This is a genomic window from Buchnera aphidicola (Shivaphis celti), from assembly GCF_039349365.1.
In the GTDB taxonomy this organism is placed as follows: domain Bacteria; phylum Pseudomonadota; class Gammaproteobacteria; order Enterobacterales; family Enterobacteriaceae; genus Buchnera_L; species Buchnera_L aphidicola_AL.
The window spans coordinates 263,859-284,874 of the sequence record NZ_CP134977.1; the positions used below are offsets into that span (position 1 = coordinate 263,859).

General features: G+C 23.7%; 17 protein-coding genes and 1 tRNA gene. 6 read left to right on the plus strand and 12 right to left on the minus strand.

Annotated elements, in window-relative coordinates; translation table 11 throughout:
* Positions 1 to 14: 14 nt before the first annotated feature.
* Positions 15 to 2,867: a valine--tRNA ligase gene (locus tag RJT40_RS01230; RefSeq protein WP_343182385.1), complete on the minus strand. Its 2,853-nt coding sequence runs from the start codon at positions 2,865 to 2,867 to the stop codon at positions 15 to 17.
* A 1,012-nt stretch (positions 2,868 to 3,879) separates the two neighbouring features.
* On the opposite strand from RJT40_RS01230, the gene argF reads away from it, so the two are divergent.
* Positions 3,880 to 4,893, plus strand: a complete 1,014-nt coding sequence (gene argF / locus RJT40_RS01235; protein ID WP_343182386.1) for an ornithine carbamoyltransferase — start codon at positions 3,880 to 3,882, stop codon at positions 4,891 to 4,893.
* Between the two features lie 67 nt (positions 4,894 to 4,960).
* Positions 4,961 to 5,344 carry a Rid family detoxifying hydrolase gene (locus tag RJT40_RS01240; RefSeq protein ID WP_343182710.1) on the plus strand — a complete coding sequence of 128 codons (384 nt, stop codon included), beginning with the start codon at positions 4,961 to 4,963 and terminating at the stop codon, positions 5,342 to 5,344.
* 54 nt (positions 5,345 to 5,398) lie between these two features.
* On the opposite strand, the gene RJT40_RS01245 is transcribed toward RJT40_RS01240, so the two are convergent.
* From RJT40_RS01245 to greA, 11 genes are all read right to left on the minus strand, one after another.
* Entirely contained in the window at positions 5,399 to 7,060 is a 1,662-nt protein-coding gene (locus RJT40_RS01245) for a DEAD/DEAH box helicase (protein ID WP_343182387.1), read from the minus strand.
* 147 nt (positions 7,061 to 7,207) lie between these two features.
* Entirely contained in the window at positions 7,208 to 9,298 is a 2,091-nt protein-coding gene (gene pnp / locus RJT40_RS01250; protein WP_343182388.1) for a polyribonucleotide nucleotidyltransferase, read from the minus strand.
* A gap of 149 nt (positions 9,299 to 9,447) precedes the next feature.
* Complete coding sequence (gene rpsO, locus RJT40_RS01255; protein ID WP_343182389.1) at positions 9,448 to 9,708, minus strand: 30S ribosomal protein S15; 261 nt, start codon at positions 9,706 to 9,708, stop codon at positions 9,448 to 9,450.
* A gap of 28 nt (positions 9,709 to 9,736) precedes the next feature.
* Positions 9,737 to 10,645: a tRNA pseudouridine(55) synthase TruB gene (gene truB, locus RJT40_RS01260; RefSeq protein WP_343182390.1), complete on the minus strand. Its 909-nt coding sequence runs from the start codon at positions 10,643 to 10,645 to the stop codon at positions 9,737 to 9,739.
* 41 nt (positions 10,646 to 10,686) lie between these two features.
* Positions 10,687 to 11,085 (minus strand): 30S ribosome-binding factor RbfA, encoded by a 399-nt coding sequence (gene rbfA, locus RJT40_RS01265; protein WP_343182391.1) that lies wholly within the window; start codon positions 11,083 to 11,085, stop codon positions 10,687 to 10,689.
* A gap of 33 nt (positions 11,086 to 11,118) precedes the next feature.
* On the minus strand, positions 11,119 to 13,668 hold the full coding sequence (gene infB / locus RJT40_RS01270; protein WP_343182392.1) for a translation initiation factor IF-2: 2,550 nt from the start codon (positions 13,666 to 13,668) through the stop codon (positions 11,119 to 11,121).
* Positions 13,669 to 13,762: 94 nt separating this feature from the next.
* Positions 13,763 to 15,049 carry a transcription termination factor NusA gene (gene nusA, locus RJT40_RS01275; RefSeq protein WP_428994185.1) on the minus strand — a complete coding sequence of 429 codons (1,287 nt, stop codon included), beginning with the start codon at positions 15,047 to 15,049 and terminating at the stop codon, positions 13,763 to 13,765.
* Positions 15,050 to 15,291: 242 nt separating this feature from the next.
* Positions 15,292 to 15,376 (minus strand) — tRNA-Leu (locus RJT40_RS01280).
* Positions 15,377 to 15,780: 404 nt separating this feature from the next.
* A complete protein-coding gene (ftsH, locus tag RJT40_RS01285; protein ID WP_428994195.1) occupies positions 15,781 to 17,580 on the minus strand; it encodes an ATP-dependent zinc metalloprotease FtsH in 1,800 nt (599 codons plus the stop codon).
* Positions 17,581 to 17,633: 53 nt separating this feature from the next.
* On the minus strand, positions 17,634 to 18,260 hold the full coding sequence (locus tag RJT40_RS01290) for an RlmE family RNA methyltransferase (protein WP_343182393.1): 627 nt from the start codon (positions 18,258 to 18,260) through the stop codon (positions 17,634 to 17,636).
* Positions 18,261 to 18,296: 36 nt separating this feature from the next.
* Complete coding sequence (gene greA / locus RJT40_RS01295) at positions 18,297 to 18,776, minus strand: transcription elongation factor GreA (RefSeq protein WP_343182394.1); 480 nt, start codon at positions 18,774 to 18,776, stop codon at positions 18,297 to 18,299.
* A 134-nt stretch (positions 18,777 to 18,910) separates the two neighbouring features.
* On the opposite strand from greA, the gene RJT40_RS01300 reads away from it, so the two are divergent.
* From RJT40_RS01300 to cgtA, 4 genes are all read left to right on the plus strand, one after another.
* A complete protein-coding gene (locus RJT40_RS01300) occupies positions 18,911 to 19,159 on the plus strand; it encodes a BolA/IbaG family iron-sulfur metabolism protein (protein WP_343182395.1) in 249 nt (82 codons plus the stop codon).
* A 115-nt stretch (positions 19,160 to 19,274) separates the two neighbouring features.
* Positions 19,275 to 19,586, plus strand: coding sequence for a 50S ribosomal protein L21 (gene rplU / locus RJT40_RS01305; RefSeq protein WP_343182396.1), 312 nt, complete (start codon positions 19,275 to 19,277; stop codon positions 19,584 to 19,586).
* A gap of 19 nt (positions 19,587 to 19,605) precedes the next feature.
* A complete protein-coding gene (rpmA, locus tag RJT40_RS01310; protein ID WP_343182397.1) occupies positions 19,606 to 19,860 on the plus strand; it encodes a 50S ribosomal protein L27 in 255 nt (84 codons plus the stop codon).
* A 103-nt stretch (positions 19,861 to 19,963) separates the two neighbouring features.
* On the plus strand, positions 19,964 to 20,977 hold the full coding sequence (gene cgtA / locus RJT40_RS01315) for an Obg family GTPase CgtA (RefSeq protein ID WP_343182398.1): 1,014 nt from the start codon (positions 19,964 to 19,966) through the stop codon (positions 20,975 to 20,977).
* The last annotated feature ends 39 nt before the right edge of the window (positions 20,978 to 21,016 follow it).

The window sequence follows — 21,016 nt, forward strand, 5'->3', positions numbered from 1 at the left end:
AATTATTTATTTAATTAATATGACAGTTTATTTTTTTTTTTAACAAGGTTTTTACGATGTAAAATTAAAATTTTTAGTTCTTTCCGTTTTTTTGAAATTATTTCTTCTTCAGCACATTGAATAAATTTTTTTTTTTTTAATATATCATTTAAATGTTGAATTTTTTTTTCAACTAAATTAATTTCTTTATCTATTTTTTTTAAAAAAAAATTTAAATACAATGATTTATCTATTTCAATAAAAAAGTTAATTTTTTCAACAATCTGTATAAAAGAATTTTCTGGAATATTATAATCTGAATGAAAAATTTTTACTTCACTTAAGTAACTCATTTTTTTTATAATGTGAGTATAAGACAAAATATATTTTTTATAGTTTTCTGTGATATTAGATATTGAAAAACATAATAAATCATTATATTTCATATTTAGTTCTATTCTTACTTTTCTGATAAATAAAATTATTTTTTGAATGAAATAAACAGTTTTCACTATTAGAGAATTATCACCCATATTATCATTAAAATTAGGAAATTTTTGTAACATAATAGTTTGTGCATTAACATTCATTGTTTTCATTATTTTGATCCAGATATATTCAGTAATAAAAGGAATAATAGGATGGGCTATTCTTAATAGGATTTCAAAAACATATATTAAATTACATTTAATATATTCAATTTCAGTTAAACTACCTATTTTAAAAAAAATTTTAACAAATTCTATGTACCAATCACAAAATTTATGCCAAAAAAAATTATGCAATGCATTTGCAGCTAAATCAAATCGATATGTATCCAATGCATCTCTGTATATTTTAATAAAATCATTTAGTTCAACTAAAATCCAAATGTCAAAAATGCAAAACATATTTTTCTTTAATTTTTTTTGTTTTTTACTTATATTTAATAAAATAAATTTACTAGCATTCCAAATTTTATTACAAAAATTTCTATATCCTTTTAGACGATTCATATCCCAATTAATACTTCTAGTATGTGAAGATAATGAGGTAAATGTAAATCGTAATGCATCTGCTCCAAAACCTAAAATTCCATCAGGAAAATTATCCTTAGTATTACGATATATTTTTTTTTCTAGATTATTTTTAATATTATTACTCATCCTTTTTTTTAATAAATTATCTAAACTAATACCATCAATAATATCCAATGGATCTAAAACATTGCCTTGAGATTTGGACATTTTTTTTCCTTGTTCATCCTTAATTAACCCTGTAATATAAACGGTTTTAAAAGGAATCTGTGCATTACCATGATGATCCTTAATGGTATACATAGTCATCATAATCATACGAGCAATCCAAAAAAAAATAATATCAAAACCACTAATCAAAACACTAGTAGGATGAAAATTTTTCAATAATTTTTTTTCTTTTGGCCAATCTAAAGATAAAAATGTCCATAAACTAGAAGAAAACCATGTATCTAAAACATCCGGATCTTGTTTTAGTGGTATATTATCATTAATATTATGTCTTTTTCGAATATCATATTCATTATATCCAACATATATTTTACCTGTTAAATCATACCATACAGGTATTCGATGTCCCCACAATAATTGACGTGAAATACACCAATCTTGAATATTATACATCCAAGAAAGATACATATTTTTATATTGAACTGGGATAAAATTAATTTTTTGATTATTTACTACAGAAATTGCTTGTTTAGCAAGTTTTTTTGTACGCAAATACCATTGATTAGTTAACATTGGTTCAAGAATTTCTCCACTTCTATCTCCATATAATACTGTAGTTTCTGTTTTTAATACTTGATATAACATACTTTTTTCTTTTAAAATATTTACGATAATTTTTCTTGCCAATAACCTAGTTTTTCCTTGCAATATTTTAGGAATACTTTCATTATATAAATGTATTAAATCTCCTTGAGAATCATAAACAGTAGCATGTTTGCTCACTAAACCCGTAGTAGTAAAAATATTAATCATCAACAACTTATGTTGTACAGCAATAGCATAATCATTAAAATCATGAGCAGGGGTAATTTTTACACAACCTGTTCCTTTATTTATCTCAACAAATCTATCAGCAATAATAGGAATTTTCCTATTTATAATAGGAACGATTGCATAACATCCAATAAATTTTTTATATCTTTTATCATGTGGATGAACTGCAATTGCGGTATCTCCTAATAAAGTTTCTGGCCTAGTAGTTGCTACTATAATAAATTGATCTTTATTATTCATTTTTCTATTATAAACAACAGCATATTTAATATACCACATATTTCCTATAATAGTTTTATGCTCTATTTCTAAATCAGAAATTACAGTTTGTAGTTTTATATCCCAATTACACAATTTTTTTTTACGATAAATTAATTTATTATTATACAAATCTATAAAAACTTTTTTTACTCCTATTCTTGAAGCTTTATCTAATGTGAATCTTGTTCTATTCCAATCTACCGAACTACCTAATCTTTGAATTTGATAATTAATTTTTTTACTAATTTCTTTTTTCCATTTTAAACATTTTTTAATAAAATTAACTTTTCCTATATCATTAATATTTTTATTTTCTTCAATTTCAATTTTTTTCATCACAAGAATTTGTGTTGCAATTCCTGCATGATCTAATCCCATTTGCCATAATGTATTATGGCCTTGCATACGAAAATACCGAATTAAAATATCAATAATTGTTTGTTGAAATGCATGACCCATATGCAAATTACCTGTAATATTAGGAGGAGGCATCATAATACAAAAATTTTTTCTATGATTTGTATAATTACATTTAAAATAATTATTTTTTTTCCACGTACGATATATTTTTTCTTCAATATTTTTTGGATTATATTCATTTTCCATACTTTCACAAACTCCATAAAAAATAAAATATTATTTTTAATTTAATAAATTTAAAAATACTGTAATTTAAAAAAAAAAAAAGAAAAAAATTTTTGTAATTTTTGTTTAATGAACAATCAAAAATATTTAAATACTCCAGTTGATATTTTTATATCAGCATATAAACATACAACTATAATAACATCGAAAAATTTATTTTCTTAATATTTTCTAAATCAGAAAAATTTGACTGCAACTTTCTATAATGTTGAAAAAAATAATATGTATAAATTTCATCATTGGTTTCATTTAAATAATGATATAAATTATTCAGTAATTTATCAGAATTAAAAAAATAATCAAGTTATCGTATTCTTAAAATGATTATATATAATCGTTTTTGAGAATTACAAAATATATTTTAAAAATTACATATAATTAATTTATTCTATTTTTAAAATTTACCACCTGAACAATTTTCCTAAAATATTTTTTAATATCTTCCTTATTTTATAAATATTTTTTCCAAAAATATTTGTACAATCTATTAAATAAAAAAATAAAATTTAAAAAAAATATTTAACTATATATTGCATACTAATATCTATCAATGTTAAAAATTATATATCGTATTTCATGACATTTATACTATGAAATTATCGTTTTCAAAACATATAATTTATATTCTTAAATATATTTCTTTATTATATCTTTTTTTTTAATAAATATTTATATCTTTTATTTTCAATATAATTAAATAAAAAATATTTTTCCAATCTAAACAAAACTCTTGTTTTTAACTAATTAATATGTAAATGACTATATTGATGAATAATATTTTCGAATATAAAAATTATAAAAATTTTTAATAAAAAAATGATAATTTTTTATTTACAAAAAAAAGTAATATTTTTTTATTAATAACATTATATTTGTAATATAATGTTATAAAATATAAAAAAATTTAAAAAACTTTTATTTAAAAAATATTTGTATATAATAAATAAATATTCTAAACATTTAAAACATAAATATGAAAAAACTATACAAAAGAAATTTCTTAAAAATTTCTGATTTCAACAAATCAGAAATAACAAAAATTATTCAATTTGCACGTATTTTAAAAAAAAATAAAGAAAAAAAAAAAGAGGTCAGGTATTTAAAAAATAAAAAAATTGCTTTAATTTTTGAACAAGAATCTACCCGAACAAGATGTGCATTTGAAATTGCCGCTTTTGAACAAGGAGCATATACAAGTTACTTTGCTCCAAATAATTTACATTTAGGATATAAAGAATCTGCTCATGATACTATAAAAGTTATGGAAAAAATATATGATGGAATAGCATATCGGGGTATTAAACATAATAATCTAAAAATATTATCTGAAAATTCTAATATTCCTATATGGAATGGATTAACTGAAAAATACCATCCAACACAATTATTAGCTGATATCTTAACTATGCAAGAATGTACACCGCAAAAAAAAATATCAGAAATTATTTGTACATATGTAGGAGATGCTTCTAATAACATAGCAAACACAATATTAGAATTAGCCTCTATATTAGGATTTAATTTACGATTAGTTGCTCCAAAATTATATTGGCCAAATAAAAACACACTAAATAAATATCAAATTAAATATAATAAAAAAATATTATGTACTGAAGATATTGAACAAGGTGTGAAAAATACTGATTTTATATACACTGATGTTTGGCTATCAATGGGAACAAATCAAAAAGAATTAGAAAAAAGGATAAAAATATTAAGAAAATATCAAGTCAATTATCAAATGTTAGAGTTAACAAAAAATTTAAATATTAAAGTATTACATTGTTTGCCTGCATTACATGATATAAATACTATTTTAGGAAAAAATATTTCTGAAAAATATAATATGCAAAATGGGATAGAAATTACCAATGATGTATTTCAGGACAATAAAAATATTATTTTCACACAATCAAATAATAAATTACATACAATAAAATCACTAATGATATTAACATTAAAAAAAAATGTTAATATTCCTATATAATAAATTTTATTATTTAATTCAATTTAATCAAAAAAAAAAAAAAAAAAGAAAGAAAGAAAGAAAAATTATGAAAAAAATAATTAATACAAAAAAATCACCATTACCAATTGGACCATATCAACAAGGAATATTAATAGAAAACACTTTGTTTATTTCTGGTCAAATTGCAATAAATGAAAATAATCAGATTATATCTGATGATATTGGAATACAAACAAGAAAAATATTAGAAAATATTAAAAATATTGTACAAACATCGAACTTAAAAATCAATGACATCGTGAAAATTAATATATTTACAACATGTTTAGATAAAATAAATATCATAAATTCTATATACGAAAAATTTTTTATAAGTAATCAATCCATATTTCCAGCACGTACTTGTATTGAAGTAAGAAAGTTGCCAAAAAATGCAAAAATAGAGATTGATGTAATAGCAATAAAATAATGCAATTGTAATAAATATGCCACAAAGTGGCATAAAATCAGTGTTAAATATTTTTCATTTTTTCATTTTTTTTACACTTTTAGAATAATTAAATAATTTTATATTCATTGGTTTATTAAAAATTCTTGTATAAAAAAAAGTTTTAACAATATCTTTATTAAGATTTTTTGACAACTCTACCGTAGAAAATGAAGAAAAAATTTTTACATTTCCAATATCGTAACTGTTAATATTGCCTTCATTAGCAATAGCTCCAACTATATGTTTGACTTCTACTCCATCTGTCTTTCCTAAAGAAATTCGATACACATTCATATTGAATTTATTTTTTTTGAATTTAAAATGACTAACTTTTTTAAACTTTCTACTTTTTAATAAATTTTTACTATTTGTATTACCCACACTATGAACAATTAATTTTCTTTCTCCTTGAGCGATTTTTAATAAAGCAGCAGCTAATGTAGTAATATCATATTGTTCATCTGGATTAAATACTTTTAACAAATTTTTATATTTGTCAAGATCATGACTATTTAAATAATTTAATAATTTTTGAGAAAATCTTGCTATTCTACATTTACTTAATAAATGATCATCAGGTAATTCTACTCTAAGAATTGATTGTCGTGTAAAATGTTCAATATTTCTTAATAATCTTCGTTCACGATATTCAACAAATAATAATGCTTTACCCGGACGACCTGCTCTTCCAGTACGACCAATTCTATGAATATATGATTCTGCATCCATTGGAATATCATAATTAATTACTAAACTTATACGATCAACATCTAATCCTCTTGCTGCAACATCTGTTGCAATCAAAATATCCAATTTTCCATTTTTTAAACGTTCTAAAGTTTTTTCTCTAATATTTTGATTCATATCTCCATTCAAAGCTGCACTATTATAACCATATTTTTCTAATGCTTCCGATACCTCTAAAGTTGCGCTTTTTGTACGAACAAAAATAATTGTAGCAGAAAATTTTTCATATTCTAAAAAACGCACTAATCCATCAGTTTTTTTACAACAAACAATCCAATAATTTTGTTGAATTTTTGGAGTAGTAATCATATTAGATTGAATTTTTACTTCTTTAGGAGTTATCATAAATTTTTGAGAAATTTTTTTAATAACATATGACATAGTTGCAGAAAATAATGCAGTTTGGTGTTTTCTTGGAATTTTAGAAAAAATATTTTCTACATCTTCTATAAAACCCATCCTTAACATTTCATCTGCTTCATCTAAAACTAAAGATTTTAAATAAGATAAGTTTAGCGTACCTTTTTTTAAATGATCTAATAATCTTCCTGGTGTACCAACAATAATTTGTGGACCTTTTTTTAATACTTTTAACTGAATGTCATAACTCTGACCACCATATACAGCTAAAACTTTAATACAAGTGATGTACTTCGAAAATTCAGAAAAAGATTTTGCAACCTGAATTGCTAATTCTCTTGTTGGTGTTAAAACTAAAACTTGAGGAAATTTCAAATTAAAATTAATATTATGTAATAAAGGTAATGCAAATGCAGCAGTTTTTCCACTTCCAGTTTGCGCCATTCCTAACACATCTTTTCCCGATAACAAATAAGGAATACATATTTTCTGTATTGGGGAAGGCTTTACATACTTCATTTCATGTAATGCTTTAATTAATAATTTATTTAAACCAAAATTCAAAAATGAATTTTCAACTTGAATCATGTAATATATATACCCTTTAAAATGTAAACGATGAATGTATATTAATAAATATAAATGTATATTGTTAACAAAAAAAGTAACATAAATATATCCTTATTAATTAATATTTTAAATTTCATAAATATTGTTAAAATAAAATTTTATATTTTAAATATCATTTGCTGCTTTTATACTTAGTCGTAATCGTCCTTGACGGTCAATGTCTAATACTTTTACTAAAACTGTTTGATCAATACTAAGATAATCTTTTACTTTTTCTACTCTCTGCATCGCAATTTGTGAAATATGCACTAATCCTTCTTTTCCAATACCAATAGAAACAAAGGCGCCAAAATCTGTAATACGAATTACTTTTCCAGTATATATTTTTCCTACTTTAATATCAGAAGTAATTTCCTGAATTCTTTTAATGGCATTTTTTGCTTTTCTTTCAAGAGTTGCAGAAATTTTAATTGTACCGTCATCTTGAATTTCAATAGTGGTACCTGTCTCTTCAGTTAACATACGAATTACAGAACCACCTTTACCAATAACATCTTTTATCTTTGTAGGATTGATTTTTATAGTATGAATACGAGGAGCAAACTCAGATATTTTACTTCTTGGAGTACTAATAAATCCTTTCATAAAATTTAAAATATATAACCGAGCTTTTTTTGCTTGATATAATGCATCTTCTAAGATTTCACGAGTTATTCCTGATATTTTCATATCCATTTGCAGTGCAGTAATTCCATTTTCAGTACCCGAAATCTTAAAATCCATATCTCCTAAATGATCTTCATCTCCTAAAATATCCGATAAAATAACATATTTTTCTCCCTCTTTCACTAAACCCATCGCAACTCCTGCAACAGCAGATTTAATTGGTATTCCAGCATCCATTAACGCTAAAGAAGCTCCGCAAACAGAAGCCATAGAAGATGAACCATTAGATTCAGTAATTTCAGAAACAACTCTAATAGTATAAGGAAACTTTTCCAGTTTTGGCATTACAGCTAACATACTACGTTTTGCTAATCTACCATGCCCAATTTCTCTTCTTTTTGGAGATCCGACTATTCCAATTTCACCAATAGAATATGGAGGAAAATTATAATGAAATAGAAAATTATCTATTCTATCTCCTAATAATTCATCTAAATTTTGTGCATCTCTTGATGTACCAAGTGTTACTGAAACTAATGATTGTGTTTCTCCTCGAGTAAATAAAGAAGATCCATGTACACGGGGTAAAATACCAGTTCTAATATCCAAATCACGAATGACATGGTTTTTCCTGCCGTCTATTCGATTCTCTCCATTTAATATTTTATTTCTCACAATTTTTTTTTCTATATAATATAGAATATTTTCTATTTCAGATTCAATAAAGGAAATATTATTTAATAATAAATTTTGTATAACATTTTTTTTTATAGTATTTAATTTTTCATATCTTTTTACTTTTTTTGAAATTTTATATGCATCTATAATATCTATTTCAACAAGATTTAATACATATAAAAATAATTCATGATCTTCAATATTAATTGTAACATATTTCCATGGTGTAATTTTTACATCATTAGCAAATAAACAAATATTTTCAATCAATTCTTTTTGCTGTTGATGTCCAAATAAAATAGCATTTAAAACATCTTTTTCATTTAATAAATTTACTTCTGCCTCAACCATCAAAATCGCATCTTTTGTTCCTGCTACTACCAAATCTAATTTAGTATTTTTCATTTCTTCAGTAGTAGGATTTAAAATATACTGATTATTAATATAACCTACTCGAGCAGCTCCAATTGGTCCCATAAAAGGAATTCCAGATAATTGCAATGCTGCTGATGCTCCAATCATAGCCACAATATCTGGATTAATTTGTGGATTTACTGAAACAACCGTTGCAGTAACTTGTATTTCATGAAAAAATCCTTTTGGAAATAATGGACGAATCGGTCGATCAATTAATCTTGCAATTAATACTTCATTTTCACTTGGCCTCCCTTCTCTACGAAAAAAACTACCAGGAATACGACCAGCAGCATATGTACGTTCTTGATAATTTATATTTAAAGGGAAAAATTTTTGATTAATTGGTGTAGTTTGGTCTCCTACAACAACAACAAAAACAGCAGTATCGTCCATTGTAACCATAACAGAAGAAGTTGCTTGTCTTGCCATCATACCAGTTTCTAGAGTAACAGTATATTTACCGTATTGAAATTTTCTAATAATAGAATTTAACAAAATAACTTCCTTAATTAATATAAAAATTTTTTAATACATAAAAATCTAATAGTGTATTCAACTAAAATATTAATAAAATTTAAAAAAAAAATTTTTAAAATACACCTATGTTATATAGTATAAATTTTTTATTAAATATAAAATATTATTTATCGACGTAATGATAATTGTGATATGATTTTAATATATCGATTTAAATCACTGTCTTTTAAATAGTGTAATAATTTTTTTCTTTTAGACACCATATTTAACAAACCTTTTTTCCCGGAAAAATCCTTTTTATGTAAATTAAAATGTTTTTTTAAATAGTTAATTTGATCAGTTAACAATGCAATTTGAACCTCAGTTTTTCCAGTATTAGTTTTATTTGTACTATATTTTAATATAGTAATTTGATTATTTTTTTTCATAAATATTCCTATGTATTATATAATTTTCTTAAAAATTCAATATTTTATATGAAATTAATTGACTTATTTCATTAATTTCCCCTAATATAAATATATTATGGTCATTTTTTATAATAATTCTAAAAATTCCTGTCTTGATAAATGGGAAAAAACAAAAATTTTCTTTAATATATAATATTTGTAAATCGTCAACAATAATTTTAGGACACTTAAATAATATACTTTTTATAGAATATAATAAATTACAAAAAATATTATATAATTCTTTTTTTTTATATAAATTACACAATTTATTTAATTGATTCATCGTAACAGAACAATTAACATTATATGATGATATCATGGTTCTTCGTAAGAAAGTAACATATGCACCACAATGCAATAAATTTCCTATTTCGTGCACTAATGTACGAATATATGTTCCTTTAGAACAAGATACTTTTAACTCAATGAATTGATAATTATATTTTATACAATTTATATTGTAAATATAAACACTTTTTGAAATTTTTGGTGTTTTGATATTTTCCCTTGCATATTTATGTAAAGGTTTTCCTTTATATTTTACCGCAGAATATATCGGAACATATTGCTTAATTTTACCAGTAAATTTTTTTAAAATATAATGCAATTGCGTGTAAGTAAAAAATACATCTTTTTTTTCTAATTCTATACTTTCCGCATCATAAGTTATAGTAGTTGCTCCCAATTTTGCAATTACATGATATACTTTTTTCTGATTTACTAAGTATTCTGATAATTTTGTTGCTTTCCCAAAACAAATAGGTAAAATTCCTGTTGCTATTGGATCTAGGGTACCAATATAACCAGCTTTTTTAGCACAAAAAATTTTTTTAATTTTTTGTAAAATTTTATTTGAAGTAATGTTAGACGGCTTATCTAAAAATAATACTCCATGTATATATTTTTTATGCATAATATCTTTTATTTAATTATTTACAAATAAAATATATAACGTTAATTAATTTTATTTAATAAATTATCAATTTTTATTCCTTCAATAATAGAATTATCATAATAAAACTTCAAATATGGAATTTTCCTGATATTTATTTTATGACATAAAACACTCCGAATATAACCTGAAGCTTTTTTTAAAATTTTCAAAATATTTTTTATACTTTTCATATTAGTAACACAATTATTTTTGCTTTTAGATACATTGAAATAAGTAATAAATACTTTTGCGCAAGATAAATCTTTTAAAATTTTCACTTCAGATATTGTAATCATAAAATTAATTCTAGGATCATTTAAATTATTGTAAAGAATATTTGCAATTTCTTTTTTAAAAAATTGCTCTATACGCATTATACGATTATATTGACTTGCATTGTTTTTTTTTAAATATTTCATATATTTATTTTATAAAAAATTGATATAGTTAAATTACTTCTTAACTTCTATAACTTCAAATGATTCTATCACATCACCAACACAAATATCATTATAATTCTTGATTCCAATTCCACATTCCTTTCCTGTACCTACTAACTTTACATCATCTTTAAAACGACGTAAAGATCCTATTTCTCCTGTATATATAATATTTTTTTTCCTTAAAATACGAACTGCATTATTTTTTTTGATGGACCCATTCACTACCATACATCCTACAATAACAGTAGATTTTGTTAATTGAAATTTATCTCTTACTTCCGCTGAACCAATTACTATAGTTTGATGTTGTGGAGATATTAAACCTTTGATTAATAGTTTAATATCATCAATTAGAGTATATATTACAGAATAAAAACGAACATCAACTTTTTCTTTTTTAATGAGTTTTTTTGCTGTAATATTTGTTTGTACATTAAAACCAAGAATCATAGATTTAGTAGAAATAGCAAAATTTACATCTGTCTCTGTAATATTCCCAACATTAGAATATAAAATTTTAATATTAACTTCTTTATTTTGTATAGCAACAATTGCATTAGAAATGGCCTCTAATGAACCTTTTACATCGGTTTTTAAAATTATATTACACTCTTTGATTGATTGGTTTTTTATACGATTAAATATATCATTTAAACTATTTTTTTTCATTTTTTCAAATTGGTTGTTTTTTATTTTATTTTTCCTATATAAAGCTACTTCTCGGGCATCTTTTTCATTCTTCACTACATGAAAAATATCACCGCTAGTTGGTGCATCTGATAGACCTAATATTTTTACTGGAATTGATGGACCTATTTCTTTTTTTTCATCATTATAAGAGTCAATTATTACTCGTATTTTTCCATAAGTTGTACCACAAAGTACATTATCTCCTTTTCTTAATTTTCCCTCTTGAACTAATATAGTTGCTGTAGGACCGCGATATTTATCTAGATATGATTCAATAACTACTCCCATAGCCATTCCAGAAACAGTCGATTTTAATTCTAAAACCTCTGCTTGTAATAAAATTGCACTTAATAAATTATCTATTCCAGTTCCAGTAATTGCAGAAATATTTACAAAAATAGTTTCTCCTCCCCATTCTTCTGGAATAACTTCATAATTCATCAGTTCTTTTTTCACTTTCTCAGAGTTGGATTCAATTTTATCAATTTTATTAATTGCAACTAATAAAGGTACACCAGCAGATTTTGCGTGTTGAATTGCTTCTATTGTCTGTGGTTTTACTCCATCATCACCAGCCACTACTAGCACAATAATATCAGTAATTTGTGCACCACGAGCTCTCATTTTTGTAAATGCAGAATGACCAGGAGTATCTAAAAAAGTAATTTTTCCTTTTTTTGTATTAACACAATATGCTCCGATATGTTGTGTAATACCTCCAAATTCATTTTTAGCAACTTTAGTAGAACGGATATAATCTAATAAAGAAGTTTTTCCATGATCAACATGCCCCATAATTGTTACTATTGGAGAACGATGTACCGAATTATATTTCTTTCTTGAAATTTTATTTTGATTAATAATAAATCTTTCTAAACTATTTTCATATTGTAAAATTGCTTTATGTCCCATTTCTTCTATAATTAATTGTGCTGTTGTTTGATCAATAACTTGATGAACATCAGTCACATCAATAATATTTTTTATGCGCTTAATAATTTCTGACCCTTTAATAGCCATTTTATTTGCTAAATCTTGTATAGAAATCATGTCATGAATAATAACTTCACGAATCAATTTTTTTTTTGGTTTGATAAAATTTGTTAATAAAGAATAATTTTTATTCTTATGTAAAAAAAATTTTTTATCATGTTTTTTTTTTTTTATATTATTCTCGTTGACTTTTTGACTATTTTTAACTTTATTATTTTGAATATAACGATCACTTTGATATTCAGAAACATTATTTATATCTTCATATTTATGCAAATTTATATTATTATTTAAAGAAGAATTATACAGAGATTTTTTTTTAATTGAATCATTGATTATATTTATTTTAACCTTTTTATTTATATGAAAATTTTTTTTATAATGGTTTTTATTTTTTATAACATGATCTTTTTTTTTATTTTTAAAATATATAGACGATGGAATATCTACCGTTTTTTTTTCATAAACAATATTTTTTTCAGAATTCATATTTTTTAAATATTTCTTTTTTAAAATTATTGATTCTGTTTTTTTATTATAGATAGTATTTATATCATTTGTTGAATTTAAAGAATCTTTTTTTAAAAAAACATCTTTCTTGATTAAATTTTTATCATTATTATTTAAATTTATATTTGTTTTTTTTAAACTATTAATTTTTTTTTCAGAAAAAGAATGATGAGAATTTTCGTTAACATGTATATTAAGTGATAACTCATTTTTTGAAGATAAATAATGCAATAATAATTTTTTTTCATACAAATTAACATAATCATTTTCTTCTTTCGAAATTCCTATATTAGAAAATTTTTCAATTAAATCAATAACTGTAATGTTCATTTCACGTGATAAATTTTTTAACGTAAATAATGTCATATTCTCTCCATAATAAAATACACTACTTTTAATTAAATAGATTTTTTTTACTAAATTTTTTTGATATATTATAAAATAAAAATTTTTAAATAAATTATTTAATAAAAATATGATTTTTTTTTTTAATTAAAAGATTTGATAAATAATTTTCAGCTTTTTCTTGCATATTAAATAAAATATACTTATTAATTTTCTTGATTTTAAAAAAATGTGTATAAGAAATACATGCCAATTCTGATAAAGATAAAAAACTAGAATGAGTTAAAATATTTAAGAAATCTTTTTTTTTATATAACTGATTATTAATAGGAGTTTGGATCTCGTGTATTTTGTGTTTATTTTTATCTTGTAAATCTTCCATAGTCATAACATTTAACTCCCATCCGCTCAATTGCGCTGCTAAACGAACATTTTGTCCATTTTTACCAATTGCTTGTGCTAAATAATTTGGATGTACTGCAACATCCATTGCATGAATATTTTCATGAACAATTATCGATACAACATGTACAGGGGCCATAGCATTAATAACAAACTGTGCTGCATTATTATTCCATAAAATAATATCTATTTTTTCTCCTCCAATTTCTTCAGAAACAGATTGCACTCTTGCACCACGCATTCCAACACAAGCACCAACTGGATCTACTCTTTTATTATGTGTTGTAACAGCAATTTTTGACCGAAATCCCGGATCACGAGCAATTGCTTTAATTTCAATTACTTTTTCATTAATTTCAGGAACTTCAATTCTAAATAATGCAATTAACATTTCTGCTCTTGAACGACTGATTAACAATCTAATTCCATGTAATTGTGAACGTATTTTATATAATACACCACGTATACGATCTCCAGTAAAAAATTTTTCTTTTGGCAACATATCTTTTTTCAAAAGAATTGCTGAAATATCATGTCCTAAATCAATAATCATTGCATCACGTTGAATTCTTTTTACAAAACCTTTTACTAAAGCACCTTTTGAATTGTAAAACTTATTTACAATCATTGCTTTTTCCGCTTCTCGAACTTTTTTTACAATAATATGTTTCGCTGCTTGTGTAGCAATTCTATCAAAATGAATTGATTGAATTTTATCTTCTATAAATTCACTTAATTGAACTTTTTCATTTTCATATTGTGCAGCTTCTAATGTAATTTCTTTAGTAGGATTAATAATTTTTTCTACTACCATCCATCGACGAAAAGTATCAAAATTTCCGTTTTTCCGATTAATACTAACTCGTACATCAATATCGTATGTATATTTTTTTTTTGTTGCAATAGATAATGCAATTTCTAATGCTTCAAAAATTTTTTCACGAGGCAAAGATTTTTCATGTGATACTAAATTCACAACTGACAAAATTTCCTTATTCATTATATTAACCTTTAAAAATTTAATATCTAAAATGAAACATTAATATAAAATATTACAAATTAAATATTGTATTTTATCGTAACATAATTGGTATTAAAATTTAAGATATTAAATTTATGTATTCAACAAAAAATAACATAGATAAAAAATAAATTAAGTGATAAAAATTACAACATTACTTACAATGTAATTCTTAGAAATGTACAATAGTAAGAATTTGCTATTCATAAAAGAAAAAATTTTACCGAGAGTGGGAATCGAACCCACACGCTTGAATTAAGCATTACCCCCTCAAGGTAATGTGTCTACCTATTCCACCATCCCGGCAAATTAAAATATGATAGTTTACTCGTTATGTCATACATGTTAAAATTTGATCTTAAGATATACCAAATATACACATTATTATACTTAATAAAAAAAACAATATAATAAAAAACTTTGTGATAACATTTACTAATGAACTATGATAAATTAAATAAAATATACTAAAATTTTTATTATAATTATTTAAGTAATATGTATTATTATCAACTGGATTAAATAAAATTAATATAATTAAAATGAACGAAACTAAAATAAATAAAAAAAAAATTAAACTATTGATCATAAATTTATAATAACCTTATAAAACATATAAATTATATAAAAAATATAAATAAATATCTCATCTACTATATATAATTATATAATAGTAGGATAACTTTTATATTTAAACTGCAATTGAAATTTTACAAAATTTTTCCATTCATCAAGTCATGGATTTGACTAGCATTAATAGTTTCATATTTTATCAATGCATCTTTCATAGCATATAAAATATTTATATTATCTTTTAATATTTTTTTTGCACGACAATAATTTTTCTCAATTAATGATTTAATTTCTTTATCAATTAAACTAGCTGTAAATTCAGAAATGTGACTATTTGTAGACAATGAGTGTGTAAATGATGAACCATCTTCTTGATTAGTTTCATATAATAACGGACCTAATTTATCTGAAAATCCCCATTTCGTTACCATATTACGAGCTAAATTAGTTGCTACTTTAATATCATTCATTGCTCCCGTAGAAACCTTTGAAGCTCCATATATAATCTCTTCAGCTAAACGACCTCCATACAAAGTTGATATTTGACTTTCTAATGCTTCTTTACTTAAATTAATCACGTCTGATTCAGGTAAAAATAAAGTTACACCTAACGCCCTACCTCTTGGAACAATTGTTACTTTATGAACAGGATCATGATTTGGAACTAATTGACCGACAATGACATGTCCTGATTCATGATATGCAGTACATTCTTTTTGTTGTTCTGTCATTATCATAGAACGTCTTTCTGAACCAATCATAATTTTATCTTTCGCTTTCTCAAAATCCAGCATGGAAACTTCTTTTTGATTTGCACGAGCAGCAAACAATACTGATTCATTAACTAAATTTGATAAATCTGCTCCAGAAAAACCAGGAGTCCCTCGTGCAATTATCATAGTATTTACATCAGATGATATAGGTACATTTTTCATATGAACTTTTAAAATTTGATTTCTACCTTGTACATCTGGCAATGATACTACCACTTGCCGATCAAATCGACCAGGCCTTAATAAAGCAGGATCTAAAACATCAGGACGATTTGTTGCAGCAATTAAAATAATACCTGGATTTCCTTCAAATCCATCCATTTCAACAAGAATTTGATTTAATGTTTGTTCTCTCTCATCATTACCACCCCCAAACATGCTACCTCTGTGACGTCCTACTGCATCAATTTCATCGATAAAAATGATACAGGGTGATTTTTTACGTGCGTAATGAAAAACATCTCGAACTCTTGCTGCTCCCACACCAACAAACATTTCTACAAAATCAGATCCAGATAAAGTTATAAAAGATACACCAGCTTCTCCTGCAATAGCTTTTGCAAGTAAAGTTTTTCCAGTTCCAGGAGGTCCAATCATTAATACTCCTTTTGGAATTTTACCCCCTAATTTTTTAAATTTTTTTGGTGTTTTTAAATAATCAACTAATTCACGAACCTCTTCTTTTGCTTCATCACATCCTGCAACATCTTTAAAAGTAACTTTAATTTTTTTTTCAGAAAAAATACGTGTTTTACTTTTTCCAAATGATGTTGAATTTCTTCCAACATTATTTTTCACTTGTCGCATAAAATAAAACCATACACCAATTAATAGAAACGTAGGAAACCAAGATACTAACATGGAAAATAAAATATTTGATTTTTGAGGAGGCATACCCACTATAATAACATGATTTAACAATAGTTTATGTAATAATTGATGATCATAAAAAGGCATATAGGTAGAATATTTTTTATGCATAAAATTTACAAAATAAATATATTTTCCATAAATACGTGCCTTTCGTACTTCATGTTTATGTATTGCAGATAAAAAAGTGGTATAATTTACTTCATGGATAAGATCGTTATTTAAATTTAATCCAATTAGTATACACATTAGAAAAAAAAATAATATTAACCAAAAAAAAACATTCTTAACTATATGAATCAAGACATTAACCTCATTAAATAAAAAATTTTAGAAATAAATAAATATTATTTTCGAAAACCTCTAGCAAGAACAAAAATTTCACGAGAACAATTCTTTGAAGCAGATGGTTTACAAATTGTTATATTAGAAAAAAAAGAACGTAATTGTTCTAAAAAAAAATTCCATTCATTACCATGAAATATTTTTACTAAAAATGATCCACGATTTGACAAAACCTTTAATGTTATTTTTATAACTAATTTAAACAAAGATACTATATTAGACATATCAATATAAGATATTCCAGTAATATTTGGAGCTATATCTGACATAATAAAATGAATTTTTTTATCTTTAATCATGGTTAATAACTTATTAAATACATCGATATTTTTAATATCTCCTTGTAAAAAAAATACACCTGGAATAGCATGCATAAAATTTACATCACATGATATAACTAATCCATTTTTTCCAATTTTTTTAATAGCATATTGAGACCAACTTCCAGGAGCCGATCCTAAATCAACAACATTCATCCCTTTTTTGAATAAATGATATTTTAGATCTATCTCATGTAATTTAAACCATGCTCGTGATCGTAAATGATTGATGTCTCTTTTTCTGATAAAATGATCACGAAAATGTTCATTTAACCAACGTTTTGAACGATGATTTTTTTTTTTTTTCATAAAAAATAATTTCAAACAAATAAAGTAAAATATAATTTAAATATATTGTATATCAAGTATTTGATATTTCACTATTCCAGAAGGAGTATTTACTAATACGATATCTAATTTTTTTTTTCCAATCAAACTCCTTGCCATTGGAGAATTAACAGAAATTAATCCTTCTTTAAAATTTGCTTCGTCATCCCCAACAATACAAAAAATAAACTTTTTATTTTGATTAATATTAAAAACACTTACTGTAGCACCAAATACAATTTTCCCATTAAAAGGAACATTTTTAATATCAATAACTTGCGCATTGTACAATTTTAATTCGATTTCTTTAATACGTTTTTCACAAAATGCTTGTTCTTCTCGTGCAGCATGATATTCAGCATTTTCTTTTAAATCTCCATGTTTTCTTGATTCAGCAATCGCATTAATAATTTTTGGACGAATAACATTTTTTAAATTTTTTAATTCCATATTTAGTTTTTTTAATCCATTAACAGTCATTGGAATTTTGTTCATCAAGATATTCCTAAAATATTTTAACATTAATATATATTAAAAAAAATTATATATTGTATAAATAATACATAATCACTAAAATAAAAAATATAAACTATTTAAAGAAAATTCAATACATTAAATTTATTAAAATAAAAATGAAAAACGAAAAATTAAAACTTCATATTATAAAACATGTTGAATTAAAAAAATTATATATTGAAGGAAATGAAGATCACATAGATATTACTGCGATCGGTAATATATTTAATGGAATAAGTAATATAAAAAGACAACAATTAATTTATAAACCAATTACAAAATATATTTTAGAAAAAAAAATACATGCAATAACAATACATACATTTACAGAACAAGAATGGAAAAATAAAAAAAATAAATTTTGATAAAATGTTTAATAAGGAATTATATATCAAAAAATAAATTTGTCAAAAAAAATCTTTTACAAATTTAAATAATAATTTTTTTTAATATAAACTATTAAATAAGGAAAAATAAAATATGTACGCAATTTTTGCACATGGAGGAAAACAATATCAAGCTAAAAAAGGACAAACTATTCGTTTAGAAAAAATTAATCTGAACATAGGACAAGAATACAACATATCCAATATACTTTTGATTGTAAAAAAAAATAATATTAAAATCGGCAATCCAAATATAGATAATAGTACTATTACAAGTAAAATCATACAACATGGAAAATATAAAAAAATTACAATAACAAAATTTAAAAGAAGAAAACATTATAAAAAAAAACAAGGACATAGACAAAATTACACGGATATAAAAATTATTAATATTAATATATAATTCATTATAGGAAAAAAATATGGCACAAAAAAAAGCTGGAGGATCAACCCGTAATGGAAGAGATTCACATTCTAAAAGATTAGGGGTAAAAAAATTTGGAGGAGAATACGTTATTCCAGGATCAATTATTGTACGACAAAGAGGAACAAAATTCCATGCTGGGAAAAATACAAAAATAGGAAGAGATCATACAATATTTGCGATTCAGAAGGGAAAAATACAGTTCCAAAAAAAAGGAATTAAAAAAAAACAGTATATTAATATAATTGTATAATTTACATCTACTCCATTATGCATCTTGAATTATTTTATTTAAAAATATTCAGACATATATTTAAAATAAAAAAATAAAAAATTAATATCAATAAGAGTGTATTATGAAATTCATTGATCAGGTGACCATCACAGTTTCTGCTGGTAATGGAGGCAACGGTTGTACCCATTTTAGAAGGGAAAAGTTTGAACCAAAGGGAGGTCCAGACGGAGGTAATGGAGGTGATGGAGGTAATATTTGGATTCAATCTAATCAAAATTTAAATACTTTAGTTGATTACAGATTTAATAGTCTTATTTCTTCCGAAGATGGTGAACCTGGAAAATCCAAAAACAAATCTGGAAAAAATGGCTCAGATAAAATCATTTATGTTCCAATAGGAACAAGAATTATTAACAGCGAAACAAAAGAAATTATTGCTGATTTAAACAAAATTGGAGAAAAGATATTAGTTGCAAAAGGTGGAAAAAAAGGAATAGGAAATAGAAAATTCAGATCATCAACTAATCAAGCTCCATATAAACACACTAATGGAAGAAAAGGAGAAAAATATACTCTAACATTGCAACTTTTATTAATTGCTGATGTAGGAATTATAGGATTACCCAATGCAGGTAAATCAACACTTATGCATGCTATTTCTAATGCAAAACCAAAAATTGGAGAATACCCTTTTACAACACTTATTCCTACTTTAGGAAAGGTAAAAATAAAAAAAAATTTTTTTATAATCGCAGATATACCTGGTTTAATTAAAGGTGCATCACATGGATCAGGACTTGGAATTCAATTCTTGCAACATATCAAAAAATGTCGAATTTTATTACATTTAATTGATATTTCTTTAAACAAAGAAATAGTAATAAAAAATATAAAAAACATTATACTAGAAATAAGAAAATATAGTCGTGAAATATATAATAAACCTATATGGATAATATTTAATAAAATTGATTATTATAAAAATCAAGAAGAAAAAATAAAAAAAAAAATTATATATATAAAAAATAAAACAAAAATTAACAGAAACTATTTTTTTATATCTGCTAAAAAGAAAAAAGGAACAAAAAATTTATGTAACAAAATATCAGAATATTTATCATTTATATTAAAATAAAATTATATCACAAAAAATAAAAATTATATATATATATAT

Bases quoted from the DNA above. Each gene is read 5' to 3' on its own strand.
- RJT40_RS01230 (WP_343182385.1), bottom strand. From the start codon at position 2,867: ATGGAAAATGAATATAATCCAAAAAATATTGAAGAAAAAATATATCGT.
- argF (WP_343182386.1), top strand. From the start codon at position 3,880: ATGAAAAAACTATACAAAAGAAATTTCTTAAAAATTTCTGATTTCAAC.
- RJT40_RS01240 (WP_343182710.1), top strand. From the start codon at position 4,961: ATGAAAAAAATAATTAATACAAAAAAATCACCATTACCAATTGGACCA.
- RJT40_RS01245 (WP_343182387.1), bottom strand. From the start codon at position 7,060: ATGATTCAAGTTGAAAATTCATTTTTGAATTTTGGTTTAAATAAATTA.
- rpsO (WP_343182389.1), bottom strand. From the start codon at position 9,708: ATGAAAAAAAATAATCAAATTACTATATTAAAATATAGTACAAATAAA.
- truB (WP_343182390.1), bottom strand. From the start codon at position 10,645: ATGCATAAAAAATATATACATGGAGTATTATTTTTAGATAAGCCGTCT.
- rbfA (WP_343182391.1), bottom strand. From the start codon at position 11,085: ATGAAATATTTAAAAAAAAACAATGCAAGTCAATATAATCGTATAATG.
- infB (WP_343182392.1), bottom strand. From the start codon at position 13,668: ATGACATTATTTACGTTAAAAAATTTATCACGTGAAATGAACATTACA.
- nusA (WP_428994185.1), bottom strand. From the start codon at position 15,049: ATGAATAAGGAAATTTTGTCAGTTGTGAATTTAGTATCACATGAAAAA.
- RJT40_RS01290 (WP_343182393.1), bottom strand. From the start codon at position 18,260: ATGAAAAAAAAAAAAAATCATCGTTCAAAACGTTGGTTAAATGAACAT.
- RJT40_RS01300 (WP_343182395.1), top strand. From the start codon at position 18,911: ATGAAAAACGAAAAATTAAAACTTCATATTATAAAACATGTTGAATTA.
- rplU (WP_343182396.1), top strand. From the start codon at position 19,275: ATGTACGCAATTTTTGCACATGGAGGAAAACAATATCAAGCTAAAAAA.
- rpmA (WP_343182397.1), top strand. From the start codon at position 19,606: ATGGCACAAAAAAAAGCTGGAGGATCAACCCGTAATGGAAGAGATTCA.
- cgtA (WP_343182398.1), top strand. From the start codon at position 19,964: ATGAAATTCATTGATCAGGTGACCATCACAGTTTCTGCTGGTAATGGA.